Origin of the sequence: Serratia sp. L9 (assembly GCF_050632285.1) — a bacterium.
Taxonomy (GTDB): domain Bacteria; phylum Pseudomonadota; class Gammaproteobacteria; order Enterobacterales; family Enterobacteriaceae; genus Chania.
Map to the genome: position 1 here is coordinate 5,499,696 of NZ_CP192591.1, position 19,123 is coordinate 5,518,818.

At 55.8% G+C, this 19,123-nt stretch carries 14 protein-coding genes and 2 pseudogenes; 6 read left to right on the plus strand and 10 right to left on the minus strand.

Annotated elements, in window-relative coordinates; all coding sequences use genetic code 11:
* Positions 1-53: 53 nt before the first annotated feature.
* Both ribD and nrdR read right to left on the minus strand, forming a co-directional pair.
* Positions 54-1,160 carry a bifunctional diaminohydroxyphosphoribosylaminopyrimidine deaminase/5-amino-6-(5-phosphoribosylamino)uracil reductase RibD gene (gene ribD / locus ACQ86O_RS26225; protein WP_431223501.1) on the minus strand — a complete coding sequence of 369 codons (1,107 nt, stop codon included), beginning with the start codon at positions 1,158-1,160 and terminating at the stop codon, positions 54-56.
* A gap of 10 nt (positions 1,161-1,170) precedes the next feature.
* Positions 1,171-1,620 carry a transcriptional regulator NrdR gene (nrdR, locus tag ACQ86O_RS26230; protein ID WP_021180191.1) on the minus strand — a complete coding sequence of 150 codons (450 nt, stop codon included), beginning with the start codon at positions 1,618-1,620 and terminating at the stop codon, positions 1,171-1,173.
* Between the two features lie 197 nt (positions 1,621-1,817).
* On the opposite strand from nrdR, the gene ACQ86O_RS26235 reads away from it, so the two are divergent.
* Positions 1,818-2,360 carry a DUF3251 domain-containing protein gene (locus tag ACQ86O_RS26235; protein WP_431223502.1) on the plus strand — a complete coding sequence of 181 codons (543 nt, stop codon included), beginning with the start codon at positions 1,818-1,820 and terminating at the stop codon, positions 2,358-2,360.
* Positions 2,361-2,414: 54 nt separating this feature from the next.
* Here the strand turns inward: ACQ86O_RS26235 and ttrA are convergent.
* From ttrA to ttrB, 3 genes and pseudogenes are all read right to left on the minus strand, one after another.
* Positions 2,415-5,497: pseudogene (ttrA, locus tag ACQ86O_RS26240) on the minus strand (tetrathionate reductase subunit TtrA).
* Positions 5,490-6,548, minus strand: a complete 1,059-nt coding sequence (ttrC, locus tag ACQ86O_RS26245) for a tetrathionate reductase subunit TtrC (protein ID WP_431223503.1) — start codon at positions 6,546-6,548, stop codon at positions 5,490-5,492. The pseudogene ttrA and the gene ttrC overlap by 8 nt, the downstream one beginning before the upstream one ends.
* Complete coding sequence (gene ttrB / locus ACQ86O_RS26250; RefSeq protein ID WP_431223504.1) at positions 6,545-7,279, minus strand: tetrathionate reductase subunit TtrB; 735 nt, start codon at positions 7,277-7,279, stop codon at positions 6,545-6,547. The genes ttrC and ttrB overlap by 4 nt, the downstream gene beginning before the upstream one ends.
* A gap of 170 nt (positions 7,280-7,449) precedes the next feature.
* On the opposite strand from ttrB, the gene ttrS reads away from it, so the two are divergent.
* Both ttrS and ttrR read left to right on the plus strand, forming a co-directional pair.
* The gene (ttrS, locus tag ACQ86O_RS26255; protein WP_431225834.1) at positions 7,450-9,189 is read left to right on the plus strand and encodes a tetrathionate respiration histidine kinase TtrS; all 1,740 of its coding nucleotides are present in this window, start codon (positions 7,450-7,452) and stop codon (positions 9,187-9,189) included.
* Positions 9,164-9,759, plus strand: a pseudogene (ttrR, locus tag ACQ86O_RS26260) (tetrathionate respiration response regulator TtrR). The gene ttrS and the pseudogene ttrR overlap by 26 nt, the downstream one beginning before the upstream one ends.
* A gap of 77 nt (positions 9,760-9,836) precedes the next feature.
* On the opposite strand, the gene secF reads toward ttrR, so the two are convergent.
* From secF to queA, 5 genes are all read right to left on the minus strand, one after another.
* Positions 9,837-10,805, minus strand: coding sequence for a protein translocase subunit SecF (secF, locus tag ACQ86O_RS26265; protein WP_431223505.1), 969 nt, complete (start codon positions 10,803-10,805; stop codon positions 9,837-9,839).
* 10 nt (positions 10,806-10,815) lie between these two features.
* Complete coding sequence (gene secD / locus ACQ86O_RS26270) at positions 10,816-12,663, minus strand: protein translocase subunit SecD (protein WP_431223506.1); 1,848 nt, start codon at positions 12,661-12,663, stop codon at positions 10,816-10,818.
* Between the two features lie 25 nt (positions 12,664-12,688).
* Positions 12,689-13,021: a preprotein translocase subunit YajC gene (gene yajC, locus ACQ86O_RS26275; protein ID WP_004949246.1), complete on the minus strand. Its 333-nt coding sequence runs from the start codon at positions 13,019-13,021 to the stop codon at positions 12,689-12,691.
* Positions 13,022-13,176: 155 nt separating this feature from the next.
* Positions 13,177-14,304 carry a tRNA guanosine(34) transglycosylase Tgt gene (gene tgt, locus ACQ86O_RS26280; RefSeq protein ID WP_431223507.1) on the minus strand — a complete coding sequence of 376 codons (1,128 nt, stop codon included), beginning with the start codon at positions 14,302-14,304 and terminating at the stop codon, positions 13,177-13,179.
* Positions 14,305-14,376: 72 nt separating this feature from the next.
* Positions 14,377-15,447: a tRNA preQ1(34) S-adenosylmethionine ribosyltransferase-isomerase QueA gene (queA, locus tag ACQ86O_RS26285; RefSeq protein ID WP_431223508.1), complete on the minus strand. Its 1,071-nt coding sequence runs from the start codon at positions 15,445-15,447 to the stop codon at positions 14,377-14,379.
* Positions 15,448-15,567: 120 nt separating this feature from the next.
* Between queA and ACQ86O_RS26290 the strand changes: the two genes are divergently transcribed.
* From ACQ86O_RS26290 to ggt, 3 genes are all read left to right on the plus strand, one after another.
* Complete coding sequence (locus tag ACQ86O_RS26290; RefSeq protein ID WP_431225835.1) at positions 15,568-16,149, plus strand: ACP phosphodiesterase; 582 nt, start codon at positions 15,568-15,570, stop codon at positions 16,147-16,149.
* Between the two features lie 363 nt (positions 16,150-16,512).
* The gene (locus ACQ86O_RS26295) at positions 16,513-17,115 is read left to right on the plus strand and encodes a peroxiredoxin C (RefSeq protein ID WP_431223509.1); all 603 of its coding nucleotides are present in this window, start codon (positions 16,513-16,515) and stop codon (positions 17,113-17,115) included.
* A 199-nt stretch (positions 17,116-17,314) separates the two neighbouring features.
* On the plus strand, positions 17,315-19,078 hold the full coding sequence (gene ggt, locus ACQ86O_RS26300) for a gamma-glutamyltransferase (RefSeq protein ID WP_431223510.1): 1,764 nt from the start codon (positions 17,315-17,317) through the stop codon (positions 19,076-19,078).
* Positions 19,079-19,123 lie beyond the last annotated feature (45 nt).

Sequence of the window (19,123 nt, forward strand, 5' to 3'; positions counted from 1 at the left end):
GCGCGGCGGTTTTACAAAACACCAACGGCACTGGCCTGCAAAGGTTATCTTCTCTATTTGGCGCTTAACCGCAGGCGCAGATCGGGGCCGATCTGGCGCACTTCACTAAAGGTAAACTCCGGCGCATCGGCCAACTGCGTCAGGCCTGGCAACTGGCATAGCCCCCGGCCATTATCACCCAATAATCTGGGCGCAACATACAATATGAGCTCATCGACCAACCCAGCCTGCAGCAGCGCACCCGCCAGTTGCGCACCGGCCTCGACCCAGAGGCTGTTCACCTGGCGTTTGGCCAGTTGCATCATCATTACCACCAGATCGATACCGCCACCGTAGGCGGGGAACGTAAGTTGCTCGACGTTTTCCGGCCAGGTTTGATCGTCCGGCTGCAAGCGCGCCAGCCAGGTAGCGCCCGGCTGTTGCACCACCCGGTGCTGTGGTGTGACGCGATTCTGGCTGTCTAGAATTATCCGTAACGGCTGTCGCAGGTTTTCACGTGAGCAGATCTGCTGCGTCTCGCTGCTCAGCTCATCCCAGCGCACCGTCAGTGCCGGATCGTCTGCCAATACTGTCGCGCTGGTGCTGAGGATCGCCGCGCTTTCGGCCCGCAGACGCTGTACGTCCTGCCTGGCCTGCGGTGAGGTGATCCACTGGCTTTCTCCGGACGCCATCGCCGTGCGGCCATCCAGCGAAGCCCCCAATTTTAACTGCACGTAAGGGAAGCCGGTACGCATACGCTTGAGGAACCCCAGATTAACCGCTTCGGCCTCAGCCAGCATGACGCCATGGCGAACGTCAATACCCGCCTGTTGCAACTTATATAGCCCACGCCCGGCCACCTGAGGATTGGGATCCTGCATGGCGGCAACCACCCGGCTGATACCTGCGGCGATTAATGCATCCGCACAGGGCGGCGTGCGGCCATGGTGGCTACAGGGTTCCAGCGTGACATAAGCCGTGGCTCCGCGTGCCTGTTCCCCTGCCATGCGCAGGGCATGCACTTCGGCATGAGGCTCACCGGCTCGCAGGTGATAACCTTCGCCAACAATTTTGCCATCACGCACGATAACGCAGCCAACGTTAGGATTGGGTGCCGTAGTGAAACGCCCCAGCCGCGCCAGTTCAAAGGCGCGGGCCATGTAAAACTCGTCGTTATGCATGAGGTTCCTGTTAATCCTGCAGTTTGGCGATCTCTTCGCCGAATTCACGGATATCTTCGAAACTGCGGTAAACCGAAGCAAAGCGGATATAGGCGACCTTATCCAGCTTCTTGAGTGCATCCATCACCAGATTACCGACCATTTTGGTTGGCACTTCGCGCTCACCGGTGGCGCGCAACTGGGATTTGATATGGTTGATGGCATTTTCCACGTCGTCGGAGCTGACCGGGCGCTTTTCCAGCGCTTTCAGCATGCCACGGCGCAGTTTATCTTCATTGAACGGTTCACGAACTTCATCACTTTTTATCACCCGTGGCATCACCAGTTCGGCCACTTCAAAAGTGGTAAAACGTTCATTACAGACCAGACATTGGCGACGACGGCGCACCTGCGATCCATCACCCACCAAGCGGGAATCAATAACTTTGGTATCAACGGCAGCGCAGAAAGGGCAATGCATAACTCGTCCTGATAAGCGTTTTTATAGTTAAGAACAGTTTACCCCGAACTTCGGCCACAACAAAGACCGCCGGCCATTTGTTGCCAATTGCCGCCATGTTTGAGCAATAAACCGGCCATCACCGGGTCGCAGACATGACTTTGCCTGCCGATAAGGCTAAGCTGATAGCAGGTGCTATCGAATAGGGAATTGCTGCCATGACAATCAGTTATCGTAAAGTTTTTCTGCTCACCGCCATGATCCTGCTGGCTGGATGCGCACAAAACCGCGAAGTACCGAAACTAAAAAGCCAGGTGGTTGAGCTGAAGCAAATGTTGGGAACGCTGACCGATCAGGCCCTTGCCCTGGAGCGTCAAAACCGGCTTAACCAGAACTCCACCAGCGGCGTATACCTGCTGCCGGCTGCCAATAGCGCCGCCCGGTTGCAAAGCAGTGTGGGTGAACTGAGTCTTTCGCTAAACTATGTGAAGAACGAGGCCAACGGTAGCCAGGCGGTGATGTATGTCCGCACGCTGTCCGGCCAATATCTGCCTGGATTCAACGCTATCGTGGAATGGGGGCAACTGGATGCCGCTGGTATGCCGCTGACGGCGGATGCGCAGTCACAGAATATCCAGAGCCGCAATTCGCTGCTGCCAAAAACCGAGCAGGTTTTTGAATTACGTCTGAGCGGTGTCACACCGCAACAACTGGGCTATATCCGCGTCCACAGCATAGAGCCGACCGCTTCCCCCAGATAAACTGAAGTGATACGTGGCCCAATCCCGGCAGTCAAAGAGGGTTGGGCCAACAGCCTAGCCTAGACGTTGCAGTTTTGCCGGTATCCCTTGGCGTACCGCCGCCCCGCTGACCCAATCAAGCCAGGTATTGCCAATCTCACGGGTAGGATCGGGCAATCCCAGGTCGTTAAGGTTGATGCCAGAGGCAATACGCGGGTCTGCTGGCAACGCCTTGCCATCCAAAGTATGTACCCTCGCCCCCATCTCGCGGTGGCCATAGCCATGCTCAATCGCAATAACCCCTGGCATGACCCCGTCGAGCAGGCTTATCTGTACCTCAACGCTGCCGCCCGGCGTTTGTAGCCTGACATGGTCGCCATGTTTTAAAGCATAGCGCTCGGCATCTGACGGATTGAGTGCCACCAGGTTAACCGCCTTCACCGCACGCAGGCGATTGATAGGTGCCGTTGAACTGCTCATCAGATACGATTTGAACGACATCAGGCGGAACGGCCAGGCCTCCAGCGGATAGTGTTTCCCAACGTCAGAACCATCGGCAAAGCGCGGTGGGTAATAGGTCGGGCATCCGCTGTAACGCTCGCCGGTCAGGGCGTGGCGATGTCGGGCCACATCCTCATTCCAGATATTCAGCCCTTTTTTCCACTGTGGGCCGGTGGCTGCACCTTGCCATGCCTGTTCATAAGGGGCAAAGCGGCCACCACGCGCCAGCAGATAACCCACCCGCAGCCGTTCATCCTGCTTCAGCACCTTATCCAATGCTGGTTGCAGACGATCGACACCGGTTAACCGCAGTTCACTGGTCGTCGCTTCTGGTAATGGCTCACCGGCAAATGCCACATTGGCGGCTGCACGCAGGTAGTAATCTTCGGCACAGTGCAACCCACACGCGTTCCCCTCTGCATCCTGCAGGGCGGCATCGCCAAACCCTGGCAACCTCATCGCTTTGGAAAGCGCAATAACAAAGCTTTCCAGCGCTATCGGCTGCCCGTCTGCGGTGGTTGCGGTACGTGCCGGGACTACCGGCCAGCGAGCGGTACTCGCCTTCACCATCACACCGGACCAGGGGAAGTGAAACCCCAGCTTTCGAAGTTATGCGTATCCGGCACGATGTAATCTGCCAACGCGTTGGTTTCGTTAATAAAGGCGTCAACGGCAATAAACAGCGGCAGCTGCTGCGGGTCTTTCAGCTTGCTCTCGACCACCGCGCGCAGACCTGCAACGCCATAAAGCGGGTTCCCCATATGGTTGATCCAGGCCTTGAGCCGGTAAGGATAGCCCATCAACGCCGGCGCCAACTGCTCGGTAAACTGCCCTGCCACAAACGGATACCATGGTCCGCGCGCCGGATAAGGGTTTGCCCCCTGCTCGACCTTGTGACGATACTCGTCCGATTTTTCATAGGCCTGATTACTGCGTGACAGCACCAGCCCTCGCGGTTTTACCCTACCGGGGAAATCGACCAGGTCATAACGCGGCCCTTCAGCAAACTCTTTGAACTTGCCGCCGCCAACCGAAACACCCCCTTTAAGGTTCAGATTACCGATCAGCGCATTGAGCATCATCACCGCCCAACTGCTGTAGAAGCCATTGCCGCTCATCATTCCGCCGTGGGAGATCACCGCCGCCTGCCGCTGATAGGAGGTAAATTCCCTGGCCAGCGCAGCAAGGGTTTCGACACTGACGCCGCACTGGGCGCTGTATTGCGCCAGCGTAAAACGCTCAGCCGCCAGTTGCAGACAAAGGAAACTTGAACGTACCCGAACCTGAGAGCCGTCGGCTAGCCGCAACGGCTGTTCGACCAGCAATTGCCCACGTATGGCCTCGTCGACCGATACCACTTCGGCCCGTTGTGCATCCCACACCAGAGCCGGGCTTTCGGCCTCACCGGCCGTTTCACCGCTCAGATGCGCCTGGCGTAGAAACTGACCGCACAAGGGATGATCGTCATCAGTTACCACCAGATGTGTGGCATTCGACCAGCTCTTTTCGCCGGCAGCCAACATGGCGGCCTCGCCGGGAATGGCCAGGTAATCCGCGTTATAGCGCTTGTTCTCGATAATCCAGCGGATCATGCCCATCACCAACGCCGAATCTGTCCCCGGCAACACCGGCACCCAGCGGTTATGATCGTTAGCCAGCGTGGTCGTTAACGGCAGCGCTGGCGCTACCACCACGTAGCGGAACTCATCGCGCAAGCGAGCGTTGGCCAACTGGCGTGCCTGGCGTTTGAACGGGTTACCGGACTGAGCCGGTGAAGTCCCGAGAAACAGGGCAAAGCGCAAATGCTCCCAATCCGGTTTTACGTGCGCATTCTTTACCAGATCGCCCATCAACGCCCCAGAACCTGCCCGGTAAGCCAATCCACAGTAAGCCCCATGATGGCCAAAGTTACGTGTTCCAAAGGCGTTCTGCGCAAAACGTTTGATAAACGCGTCCCTGCCCTCATCCCCCGCATTGGTGACCAGCAGTTGGTTTGCTTTTGGCCCCAGCGACGGCTGAGCCGGATCGAGTGGCGTCTGCAGATCGCGAATGGCCCGCAATCCATCCACCGGCCCCTCGCCAAACAGATCGCCACCCTCAACCACTTCCTGGATCAATTGTTCAAAGCTGATGCGCTGCCACTGTCCGCCACCGCGTGGCCCCACTCTTTTCATCGGCTCCAGCACGCGATAAGGGCTGGTTAGCCCCTCAAGCAAGGTGGCGCCACGAGCACAGGCGGTGGAACGTTGCTCCAGGCCCGCCTCGCCTCCCAGGCGATTTAGTGCATCACTGACCGGCAGCCGATAGGGGAAATGCCGATCGTGGGAAAGCGGATGATAAGGGTTGCCCGCCACGCGCAAAATCTGGTTGCTGGCACGATCAACCCTGACCCGCAGACCGCAGAGTGTCCAGCAGCCAAAACACTGGGTCATGGAAACCGCCTGCTGCGGATTGGGCTGCCAGCCTTCGGCATGCTGGCTGCCCTCTGGCGTTAAGGCGTTGGCGCTGATCCTGTCGAGCGTCAGCTTGCCACTGCTGCCATCACGCAGACCGGTGAATACCTTCTTCACCATCTCGCCATAACTGGCGCCAAACAGCGTCAACCCGCCCACAGCAAGCCCGCCTTTCAACCACTGACGACGCGTTACTTTAGCCATAGTATTTTTTCTCCATCAAACCATGCTGCAATTCGCGAACCCCAATGATTAACGCCATCCACAAGCCCAGGGTGCCCAGAATGGCCAATACTCCTTCACTGCCGAGCGGTAACGCATAAGGGTTGGTGAGTACATTAAATTTGGGCAGCGTCTGGGTTTGCATCAGCAACATCCAACGCACACCCCAACACAGCAACAATGCTGCCGCACACGGCACCCACAGCCAGGCTGTTGCCAGTTTCTGGTTGCACGCCCGCCACGAAAAAGCCACCAGCAGCAGGATTAACAAGGCGAACAGGGCGCCAGCCCATAGCCAGATATTGCCCTGTGCGGGTAACTCACGTAACGCGGCGGAAGAGGAGCTCCCATCAAACCACCAGCCTAGACAGGAAAGGCACAGCAACAGCAGTGACCCCAACTGATAACGGGCCAGCCGTGCTTGCCACTGCGGTTCCTGGCGTAACCAATACGCCAGCAATGGCGGGACAGCCTGCATGGCGGTAAGCAACAGCAGCCAGGGTAGCCAGAGGCTATACCACAGCGGTTGTGCTCGCAGCACCGAAACTTCACGGCCGGTATAGAGCAAAATACTGAACGCCGAAAGCAGCGTGGCAAGCGCCAGCCAACGCAGCCATTTTTCTTCTTGCCAGGCAGGCCTGATTTGCAGCCAACGCGCCCAGAATGGCAGGGCCTGCGCCCGTAGCTGACAGCGCAATAGCAGGATGAAATAGGCAACGATCAGCAGGGTAAACAGCGGTAGAAACACCGAACCAAGCGACATCCAGGACCAGGGGGTAAAATGCGCGTAGAAGTGCCAGATACGGGCAGGTTGATGCAAATCTGCACTCAAGGCCAAAGGGGCAACGGTGCCGCTTACCACGGCCAGCGAAACGGCAGCCAACTCCAGGCGTGATGCATCAGGCGCTGAACGCCATCGCAGCCAGGCCGCAATGACGATGCTGCTGCACGCCAGGCCAATAAAGAAAAAATACTGTACCGCCCAGGGTAGCCAGGCGATCTCCTGCGGGTGAACCATCACTTCGCGGATCATGCTTGCCCCTCCTGCCACATCGCCGGTTGTCCCCGGACATGGCTGATAAAAGCGTCATCCAGCCCCAGATAGAACACCTGGGGATGTGTCCCCTGCTCTGGTTTCAGTACCTTTAGCTGCCCATGATGCTGCTCCAGCGTGCGCCTCAGAGTGCTGTGTTCATCGTTAAGATCGCCAATCATCCGCGCACCGCCAACACAGGATTCAACGCAGGCAGGCAGCAACCCGGCATCCAGCCGGTGAACGCAGAAAGTGCATTTATCGGCGGTTTGAGTTTCATGGTTGATAAAGCGCGCTTCATAAGGACAGGCCTGTACGCAGTAGGCACAGCCTACACAGCGGGTGTTGTCGATAACCACAATGCCGTCCTCGCGCTGGAAGGTAGCCTGCACCGGGCAAACCGGTACGCACGGGGGAGTGTCACAGTGATTGCATAACCTGGGTAACAGCACGTTGGCTGGCAACGCCTGGTTCTCCAGGGCGACCTGATACTGCAAGACCGTGGTGCGAAACTGCCCCTGCGGCAGCTGATTTTCTACTGCGCAGCTGACGGTGCAGGCCTGACATCCAATGCAACGGCGCAGGTCGATAAGCATCGCCATACGCTTTTTGCTGTCACCTTCCCTGCGCGCTGGCTGCCATTGCCACCCGGAGTGCGCCAGTGGCACCAAAGAAGCACCGGCGGTCAGTACACCGATGCGTTGTAAAAACTGCCGTTTTTCACTATCCATTGATTTCTCCCAAAAAATATCAACCGGGGAGCTGATACAAAGGAGTGTAAAAGCGGCAATTAACCAGCCATATTGTGGTTTACCACATTCCCAATGCCAGCTTGATCTAGGACAATTCTGGATGGAGATCGGGATCATAAAGCGGGGAAGATGTGAAAAAAGCAGTGCTAATGCTGTTACTGAGCGGCTGGTTGAGTTCCGCCTGGGCGGGGCAATGGACCATCGCCGTGCTGGCGTTGCGTGGTGATGCGCATGCGTTAACCCAGTGGCAACCGTTGATCGACCATCTCAACCGGCAGTTTCCCGCAGATAGCTTTCAACTGTTACCGCTGGATCTGGCCAGCATGAGCGAAGCCGTCAGCCAGGGACAAGTCGACTTTCTGCTCACCAACCCTGCGCAGTACGTTCAGTTGGACAATAGCTACCCTTTGCGCTGGTTAGTCTCTTTGCGCTCCGCCAGGAAACCACAAAATGCGTCGAGTAGCGTGGTTGGCAGCGTGATATTAGTGCGCAACGACAGCCCGGTGACCAGCGCCACCCAGTTGATCGGTAAAAATGTTGGCGCAGTTTCCCCCGACGCCTTTGGCGGCTATCTGCTGGGCTATAAAGAGTTGCTTGCCGCAGGTCTGCATCCGGAAAAAGATCTGCACCTGCATTTTAGCGGTTACCCGGTGGATGCCCTGCTTTATCTGCTGCGCGATCGGGCATTGGATGCGGTGATTGTGCCGGTCTGTCTGTTGGAAGAGATGCAGGCGGAGGGGTTGCTGCAAGCCAGCAACTACCGTGCTCTGCTGGCAAAACACAGCGACCAGCCCTGCCTGACCAGCAGCGACTTATACCCAAACTGGTCATTTGCCGCCTTGGGCAGCGTACCCGACTGGCTGGCAGATGAGCTCACCCGCCAATTGTTGCAGATGAACGATCCAGCGTTGCCCAGTTGGGGCGCTCCGGCCTCATCCCGTCAGGTGGATCAGTTGCTGCGCGATTTGGATCGCCATCCGGCCCAGCGTTCACTCTGGCAGGAAATACGCAGTTGGGCCTTGCAGCACTTGCTGTTGCTCGCTGTTATCGCTGGCGGGATGGTGCTGCTCGCTGCCAACCATCTGTGGATCGGGTATCTGGTGCGCCGCCGTGGCCAACAGATTGAGCAGATGCATCAAACGCTACGGGCCAGAGAGACCGCGCTGGCACGGGCACAGCGCCTCAGCACTCTGGGTGAGATGGCCTCGGGCTTTGCTCACGAGCTAAACCAGCCCCTGGCGGCGATCCGCCATTATGCGGAAGGCTGTCGTATTCGCCTTGAGCGCAGTGATCCGCAACACTCACTGCTGCCAATCCTCGAGCAGATTGGCCAGCAGGCACAACGCGGTGCCCAGACCATTGTCAATTTGCGCCAGTGGGCGAGCAAAACCCCGCATCATGAAAGCACGCAATGGCTGCTACTGCGGCCTGTGGTGGAGAACGTCATCAAATTGATGCGTATTGAGCAGCATTACCCGCAATGCCGTATAGCGATTGCCATCGCCCCTAAAAGCCAGCTGTATAGCCAGACCACGCTGCTGGAGCAGGTACTCACCAACTTACTGAGTAACAGCCTGCAAGCGGGTGCCCAGCAGATCACCCTGCGGCGGGAAACCGATGGCGATCGGCAAACGCTGATCGTTGAAGACGATGGAGGCGGCCTGAGTGCCGCGCAGCTTGCACAGCCGTTTGTTCCGTTCCGCAGTTCCAAACCGGAAGGCCTCGGGCTAGGGCTGGTGATCTGCCAGCGCCTGCTGCGCAGCCAGCAAGGGGAACTGACGCTGGAGAATTATTCAGCCTCGCCACAGCGACAAGGGCTGCGCGTCACGCTGCACTTGCCAAATATCTACAAGGAAAACCCTCATGGCGCTGATCCATCTGGTCGATGATGATTTTGCCGTTACCGACGCCTGCCGCTTTTTACTGGAAGGGCTGAATTATCAGGTAAAAGTCTGGCATGACAGCCAGAAGTTTATCGATCAAGTCGAACTACACCAATGCGGCGTGGTGATGCTGGATATCCGCATGCCGGGAATTGACGGGCAGCAGGTTCACCAGCAATTGCGCCAGCGGGAAAGCACCCTGGCGGTGGTGATCGTCACCGGACACGGCGATATAGCCATGGCGGTGGCAGAGATGAAACAGGGAGCGCTGGATTTTCTGCAAAAACCGATTGCCACCCCCCGCTGATTGATGCGTTGGAGCGGGGTTTAGCCCATTCACAACGCCAGTGGGATCGCTATCAGCTGCAGTTGCGCTTCAACGCATTGACGCCACGCGAACGCGATATCGCCCAAGCTGTGGCGGCGGGGCTGACCAACAAGGCCATCGCCGATCGCTACTTTGTCGCCGTACGTACCGTTGAGGTCCACCGCTCAAAAGTGATGGAAAAGATGCAGGCCGCCAGCCTGGCAGAGCTGGTGAGTACACTTAATCTGTTGGCAGTTGAGGAACATTAAACGTAAAAAATGCCAGTCAGAAAACTGACTGGCATGTGGTTCAGGCAGCTTGTAGCTTACTCAGCTACACGCAGCAGTCACGGCAGGATAGAAGGCTGGTCTGCGCCCTCTTTCTCCACTTTCTGTTGCAGCATGTGTTCACGCTTCATACCCAGTTTCAACGCCAGCGCAGAGGCTACGTAGATTGAGGATACGGTACCGATGGACACACCGATCAACATGGTAAGTGAGAAGCCCTGCAGCATCGCACCGCCGAAGATATACAGCATCAGAACCACCATCAGGGTAGTGGCGGAGGTCATGATGGTACGGCTCAGCGTCTGCGTCAGCGAGACGTTCATGATTTCGTAAGGCGTACCGCGGCGGATCTTGCGGAAGTTCTCACGAATACGGTCAGATACCACGATACTGTCGTTAAGCGAGTAACCGATCACCGACATCAGTGAAGCGACGATGGTCAGGTCAATCTCGATATGGAACAGCGACAGTACGCCCATGGTGATGACCACGTCATGCGCCAGTGCGATTACGGCCCCCAGCGCCAGACGCCATTCGAAACGGAACCCCACGTAAATCAGGATACAGATCAGCGCCACCAGCAGCGCCATGCCACCGGTTTGCGCCAGTTCTGCCCCCACGCTCGGGCCGACGAATTCAATACGCTTGACGGTTGCGTTCTTATCGACCGAATCGTTGATCACGCTAATCACTTTGTTACCCAGTTCCTGGCCAGCGGTGCCGATCGCCGGTGGCATACGCACCATCACGTCACGGCTGCTGCCAAAGTTCTGGATAATCGGGTCCTGGAACCCGGCTTTTTCCAACGTATCGCGCATCAGGTCCAGATTCGCGGGTTTTTCCAGGTTGATTTCAATCACCGTACCACCGGTGAAATCCAGACCCCAGTTAAAACCGCGCACCGACATAGTGGCGATTGACGCGATCAACAGCAGCAATGAGATGCCGAAGGCCACGTAATCCCAGCGCATAAAGTCATAGACTTTACGGCCGTAGTTGAGTTGTTCAACAGTATAATCCTGTGCCACAACGCACTCCTCAGATAGACAGCTTGTTAATGCGCTTGCCGCCGTAAAGCAGGTTGACGATGGCACGGGTACCGACAATCGCGGTGAACATGGACGTCGCCACACCGATTGCGGTGGTAATTGCAAAGCCCTTGATCGAACCGGTACCTACTGCGTACAGAATGATTGCGGTAATCAAAGTGGTGACGTTGGCATCAACGATACTGGAGAACGCGCCTTTATAGCCCTCATGGATCGCCTGCTGAATGGATCGCCCATTCTTCAGTTCTTCCTTGATACGTTCGTTTATCAGTACGTTGGCGTCGACCGCCACCGCCAGCGTCAGCACGATACCGGCAATCCCCGGCATGGTTAGCGTCGCCCCAGGCAACAGTGACATCACGCCAACAATCAGCACCAGGTTGGCCATCAGAGCGGTTGATGCGATCAGGCCAAACTTACGGTACCAGACCACCATAAACACGATGGATGCCACCAGGCCCCACAGGCAAGCTTCCAAGCCCTGAGTAATGTTCTGCTGGCCCAGCGTTGGGCCGATAGTCCGCTCTTCCACAATCTGGATAGGCGCGATCAACGCACCGGCACGCAGCAGCAGCGAAAGTTGGCGGGCTTCGTTCGGGTTGTCGATACCGGTAATACGGAAGCTGTTGCCCAGACGCGACTGAATGTTCGCCACGTTGATCACTTCTTCCTGCTTCACCAGAACCGAACGCCCGTTGGCGTCTTTTTTGCCGCTGTCTTTATACTCCACAAACAGGGTCGCCATTGGCTTGCCAATGCTGTCCTTGGTGAAGTTGGACATGGCAGTACCACCGGCGCTGTCCAGCGAGATATTAACCTGCGGCTGGTTGTACTCATCGGTGCTGGAGGTGGAATCCGTGATGTGGTCACCGGTCAGGATCACGCGCTTATAAAGCACGATCGGCTTACCGTCACGGGTGTATTTCACCTCTGAATCACCAGGTACACGGCCGCTTGCTGCAGCGGTGGCATCCGCATTGGTATTAACCAAACGGAACTCCAGCGTAGCGGTAGCGCCCAAAATTTCTTTGGCACGCGCCGTATCCTGGATACCCGGCAGCTCAACAACGATGCGATCTGCCCCCTGGCGCTGAACCAGAGGTTCGGCAACGCCAAGCTGGTTGACACGGTTACGCAGGATGGTGATGTTCTGCTGTACCGCGTACTCACGCGCTTCGCTCAGACGGGCATCGGTCATCGTGGCTTTCAGCGTATTGCTGCCATTGGCAGAAAGAACTAAATCACGCTGACGCGGTGTCATATAGCTGATGGCCTGATCGCGAGCGGCATCGTCACGGAAACGAACTTCTACACCGTTGTTTTCCAACTTGCGGATCGAGGCGTATGGAATGCCCTTTTCACGCAGTTCGCTGCGCAGGGTATCCATGGTTTGTTCTTGCAACTTGCTCAGCGCGGTGTCCATGTCGACTTCCATCAGGAAGTGCACACCACCACGTAAGTCCAGACCCAGTTTCATCGGCTCTGCATTAAGCATGGCCAGCCAGGCAGGTGTTGCCGGGGCGAGGTTCAGCGCCACAACATATTTGTCACCCAATTCCGCCATCAAGGCTTCACGGGCACGCAGCTGAACGTCAGGATCTTTAAAGCGAGCCAGGATGGCACCGTTTTCCAGCGCAATCGACTTGCTCGCAATATTGTCTTTTTCTAAAGCATTACGGACTTGGACCAGCGTAGTTTCACTGGCGGCGACACCGCGCGCGCCAGTGATTTGTACGGCCGGATCCTCACCGTAGATGTTGGGAAGCGCATAAAGCAGACCGACGAAGATCACAACGATCAGCATCAGGTACTTCCACAAAGGATAACGGTTTAGCACGGCAATTCCCTTAGGGAAAACAAAATTACAGGGCCTTCATAGTACCTTTCGGCAGAACGGCCGCTACGAAGTCACGCTTGATCATCACTTCCGTGGTGTCGTTCAGCGCGATAGCAATGATACCGGTGTCGGCCACTTTGGTAACGCGGCCAATCAGGCCACCAGTGGTCAATACTTCATCGCCTTTGCCGATAGAGTCCATCAGTTTTTTGTGCTCTTTGGCACGTTTCTGCTGTGGGCGCAGGATCATGAAATAGAAGATCAGACCAAACACTACCAGCATAATGATCAGAGAGTACGGGCTTCCCTGAGCCGGAGCCCCTGCGGATGCGACGGCGTCAGAAATGAAAAAGCTCATTGAAATTCCCTCATTAAGTTATCAATTATTAGATCAAGCATTCTACCCTTCATCTTTCAAGCTGTGGCAGTGTTGGCTTCCCTCTTGCACCCCAATCACCTCGCGAGCCAAGCTCTTGGGATTCACTCGGTCACCGCCGCGCCACACCTTAACATCTATTGGGTATTCAAAGGTGGAACCGGCTTGTCGATCCGACCATAAAAATCTACAACAAACTGCTCTAATTTACTCTCTTCAATAGCCTGGCGTAAACCCGCCATCAAGCGTTGGTAGTAGCGCAGGTTATGAATTGTGTTCAATCGGGCACCCAGTATTTCGTTGCAACGATCGAGATGATGCAAATAGGCTCGGCTGTAATGGCGACATGTATAGCAATCACAGTCTTTGTCCAACGGAGACGTATCATCCTTGTGCTTGGCATTACGGATTTTTACCACACCGTCTGTCACGAACAGATGACCGTTGCGGGCATTACGCGTTGGCATTACACAGTCAAACATGTCGATACCGCGACGCACACCTTCGACCAGATCTTCCGGTTTACCCACCCCCATCAGATAGCGTGGCTTATCTTCAGGAATTTGTGGGCAAACATGCTCGAGAATGCGATGCATATCCTCTTTTGGCTCACCTACGGCCAAGCCGCCCACAGCGTAACCATCAAAACCGATATCCACCAGCCCTTTTACCGAAACATCTCGTAAATCTTCGTAAACACCGCCTTGAATAATCCCGAACAACGCATTCGGGTTATTCAGTTCATCAAAACGCTGGCGGCTACGCTGCGCCCAACGCAGAGACATTTCCATAGAACGCTTGGCATAGTCCCAATCCGCCGGGTAAGGCGTGCACTCATCGAAAATCATCACGATATCGGACCCCAGGTCGTACTGGATCTCCATCGATTTTTCCGGGCTGAGGAACACTTTATCGCCGTTAATCGGGTTACGGAAATAAACCCCTTCTTCTTTAATCTTGCGCATCGCCCCCAGGCTGAACACCTGGAAACCACCGGAGTCAGTCAGTATCGGCCCGTGCCACTGCATAAAATCATGCAGATCGCCGTGCAGCTTCATGATTTCCTGCCCTGGGCGCAACCACAGGTGGAAAGTGTTACCCAACAGGATCTGCGCACCGGTTTCTTTCACTTCTTCCGGCGTCATGCCCTTAACCGTGCCGTAGGTTCCTACCGGCATAAAGGCCGGGGTTTCCACTACGCCACGCTCAAAGACCAGGCGGCCACGACGAGCACGGCCATCGGTTGTCTGTAATTCGTACTTCACAAAACCTCCAGCGTTAGAGAAACAGTCTAACGTCGTTAAAACAGGGCCACGCGATGCGCGTAACCCGGGGATTTAAAGGCCTACAGATTCGTTCTCCGCAAGCGGGTTACGGCTGATAAACATGGCATCGCCGTAGCTGAAGAAACGGTACTGCTCAGCCACTGCCTGATGGTAAGCATTCATGGTGTTTTTATAACCGGCAAAGGCCGAGACCAGCATGATCAGCGTCGATTCCGGCAGGTGGAAGTTGGTCACCAGCGCATCGATCACCTGATAATGGTAACCAGGATAGATAAATATACTGGTATCCCCGAAGAATGGCGCGATCAGCGCTTCCTGGCTGGCATTGGCAGCACTTTCCAACGAGCGTACCGAAGTGGTGCCCACGGCCACCACCCTTTTACCCCGCGCTTTACAGGCCAATACCGCATCCACCACGTCCTGCGGGACTTCCGCGTATTCCGCATGCATAACATGCTCTTCAATGGTTTCTACCCGCACCGGTTGGAAGGTGCCAGCGCCGACGTGTAACGTCACGAAGGCCATTTCAACGCCCTTGGCGCGCAAAGCCGCCAACAGCGGTTCGTCGAAATGCAGACCCGCGGTTGGCGCCGCTACGGCTCCCGGCTTTTCACTATAAACCGTCTGATACAGTTCGCGGTCGGCATCTTCATCAGGGCGATCGATATACGGCGGCAGCGGCATATGGCCCGCGGCATTGAGGAGGGTAAACACATCGCGCTCGTCGTCAAAGCGCAGTTCAAACAAGGTTTCATGGCGCGCTATCATGGTTGCGGCGATGCTTTCATCGTCACCCAGCAACAGTTCTGTACCAGGTTTGGGGGATTTGGAGGCACGCACATGCGCCAACACCCGATGATCGTCCAACACCCGCTCCACCAGCACTTCTATCTTGCCACCGCTGACCTTGCGGCCAAACATGCGCGCAGGGATCACGCGGGTATTGTTGAACACCAGCAGATCGCCAGCGTCCAGTTTATCCAGCAGATCGGTGAATACGCCGTGCGTCAACCCGCCACTTGGCCCATCCAGCTGCAATAAGCGGCAAGCGCTGCGCTCAGGTTGCGGATAGCGGGCAATCAGGGAATCAGGGAGTTCAAAAGAAAAATCGGCGACGCGCATGGGTATTCACTTCTTCAATATATGACAGATAGGGGAAAAACAGGCGGTATAGTCTAAAGCCGCAGGCGATAAGCAGCAAGGAATAAGGAGGAATTGCATGACTTGCGTTATAGTTGCCGTATGAATTTTCTTGCTCATCTCCATTTAGCCCAACTGGCGGAAAGCTCGCTGCTGGGTAACCTGCTTGCCGACTTTGTGCGTGGCAACCCCGCAGGTGAATATGAACCGTCGGTGGTCGCTGGCATCATGATGCATCGGCGCGTCGACGTTTTGACCGATACTCAACCGGAAGTCAAAGCCTGCCGCGACTATTTCAGCGCAGAATTCCGCCGCGTTGCCCCCATAACGCTGGATGTGATCTGGGATCACTTCCTGGCTCGCCACTGGCAGCAGCTTGAGCCGACCCGTAGCTTGCACAGTTTCACGCAGGAAGCCCGCGGCCTGATTGTGCCGCATCTGCCGCAAACGCCTCAGCGCTTCCAGAATCTGAACCACTATCTGTGGCCCGAACGTTGGCTGGAGCGCTATGCCGAGCTGTCATTTATCGCCGACGTATTACAGGGGATGGCCAGCCGTCGCCCGCGCCTGGGAGCGCTGGCGGGCTCCATTACCGATGTGGAACGCCATTATCATCAACTTGAAACACAGTTCTGGCAGTTTTATCCGCGTATGATGCAACAGGCCAAAAATAAAGCCTTGTAAGCCACGACCGGCAACCCCATATCTACCTGTAAAGCTGCAGCGTTGTTACCTGCACTGCCTCACCCCAGCCAAGCTCCAGGGGATGAGATAGCTGGGCACCTGGGGGTGTGCCACAGGCGCGTGGATATGCCAGAACGACCCACATCAAATTCATAAGGTATCTGGTTTTGAAAAAATGTGGCTTTTTGCACTTGCCCTTTTGTGGCAAAAGGTTATTTTAAAGCTTGCTAAATTTTATCCCTCGGTTTGATAGGTGAAAACTATCTCATTGATTGGTCTTTTACCCTTTCATCACCGGGTAGCGGCCCTTATACTGGCCCCTGCTTTTACATCAACCCCTTAACAACTTTTACAGGAGTAATTATGGTCCTGGTAACTCGTCAAGCCCCTGACTTCACAGCAGCTGCCGTATTAGGCAGTGGCGAAATCGTAGAAAACTTCAACCTGAAAAAACACCTGAACGGCCGTCCAGCCGTCGTGTTCTTCTGGCCGATGGACTTCACCTTCGTATGTCCTTCTGAGTTGATCGCTTTCGATCACCGCTATGAAGAGTTCCAGAAGCGTGGCGTTGAAGTTGTAGGCGTTTCAATGGATTCCGAATTTGTCCACAACGCATGGCGTAAAACCCCTGTCGACAAAGGCGGCATCGGTGAAGTGAAATACCCAATGGTTGCTGACATCAAGCACGAAATCATGCAAGCCTACGGTATTCAGCATCCAGAAGCTGGTGTTGCCCTGCGCGGTTCTTTCCTGATCGACAAAAATGGCATCGTTCGTTCCCAGATCGTTAACGACCTGCCAATCGGCCGTAACATCGACGAAATGATCCGTACCGTTGACGCACTGCAATTCCACGAACAGCACGGCGAAGTGTGCCCGGCTCAGTGGGAAAAAGGCAAAGCAGGTATGGGTGCATCCCCAGACGGCGTAGCAAAATACCTGTCTGAGAACGCTGCCAAGCTGTAATTTCAGCCTGTAAGCGTCGAACCGGTCAGCCTTGCTGGCCGGTTTTTTTACTTTAATTTTTGTTTGCCTCCCTATTACGTGTTTTTCCCGGTTTCGCTTCACATTTCTCGCCCGGCTTTCCCCCGATCCCCTATCGGTAACTACTATTTACAGTTGGCTTGGAAGAGAAAAAATCCAACAGGGTAAAACAGGAGTCGTTATGTTCTTGCAGAAATGGAGTCAACCGCTGACCTTGGCGGCATTGCTGGTCAGTAGCCAACTGTACGCGGCTTCCAACCCGGCAGTGGAAGCGCAAAATGGTATGGTTGTGACATCGCAGCATCTGGCCTCACAGGTCGGGGTAGATATTCTGAAGATGGGGGGTAATGCGGTAGATGCCGCGGTCGCGGTCGGCTACGCACAGGCCGTGGTCAACCCCTGCTGTGGCAATATCGGCGGCGGGGGCTTTATGACCCTGCACCTGGCGGATGGTACTGATACCTTTATCAACTTCCGCGAAACTGCTCCGGCGGCGGCGAGCGCCAACATGTATCTGGATGCAGACGGCAACGTGAAAAAAGATGCCAGCCTGTATGGTTATCTGGCCGCAGGCGTTCCAGGAACGGTGCTGGGTATGGAAACCGCGCGTAAAAAGTACGGCAAGCTGAGCCGCGAACAGGTGATGGAACCGGCCATCAGGCTGGCGCGAGAAGGCTTTATCCTGACGCGCGCCGATACAGATATTCTCGACACCACCATCGCCCGTTTCAAACAGGACCCTGAATCTGCCAAAATCTTCCTGCGTAAAGACGGCTCCCCTCTGCAACCGGGCGATCGCCTGGTGCAAAGCGATCTGGCCAACACGCTGGAAGCCATTTCGCAACAGGGAACCTCGGCCTTCTATCTGGGTAAAATCCCCCAGGCGGTAGAAGCTGCGGCAAAACAAGGTGGCGGTATCCTCACCGCAGCTGACTTCGCCAATTACCAGATCACCGAAACTGCACCGATTACCTGTAGCTATCGCGGCTATAAATTTGTCTCGGCGCCGCCGCCGAGTTCCGGTGGCGTGACGCTGTGCGAAATCCTCAATATCGTTGAAGGTTACGATCTCAAGAGCATGGGCTTTAACTCGGCGGCAACGATCCACACCATGACCGAAGCCATGCGCCATGCCTATATGGACCGCAATACCTATCTTGGCGATCCTGAATTTATTAAAAACCCGATCGACCGTCTGGTGAGTAAAAGCTACGCCGACGCCATCCGCCAGAAAATCGTCGCCAATCAGGCCACGCCATCTGAAAACGTGCAGCCGGGCATGGAACCACACGAAAAGCCGGAAACCACCCACTATTCTATTGTCGATCACGAGGGTAACGCCGTGTCGACCACCTATACCGTCAATGGCCGATTCGGTGCGGTGGTGATCGCTCCCGGCACCGGGTTCTTCCTCAATGATGAGATGGATGACTTCACGGTCAAGGTTGGTGAGAAAAATCTCTACGGCCTGGTGCAGGGAGCGGCTAACTCCATCGCCCCCGGTAAGCGCCCACTATCTTCGATGAGCCCAACGCTGGTGACCAAAGACAATAAAATCTTTATGGTGCTCGGCTCCCCAGGGGGTTCACGTATCATCACCATCACACTGCAAACTGCCCTGAACGTTATTGACCACGGGATGCCGCCACAAGAAGCAGTGGATGCCCCCAGGATCCACCACCAGTGGCTACCGGATGAGGTGTATTACGAGCAGCGCGGCGTCTCTGTCGATACGCTGAAAATCCTCAAAGAGATGGGTTACAACATGGTTGAGCAAACGCCTTGGGGAGCAGCTGAGCTGATCCTGGTGGGGTTGCCGGGTGCGGCTGGCGTCAGCCCGGGCAATTCCGGCAATGATTCCGCCGTTTCTGGTCGGGTGCGAGAGGGGTATCTCTACGGCGCCAACGATGTGCGCCGCCCGGCAGGCTCTGCCGTGGGGTATTGATCAGTCAGGCCAGTTCCCTTTCCAGCCAAGAAAGGGAACTGCCTG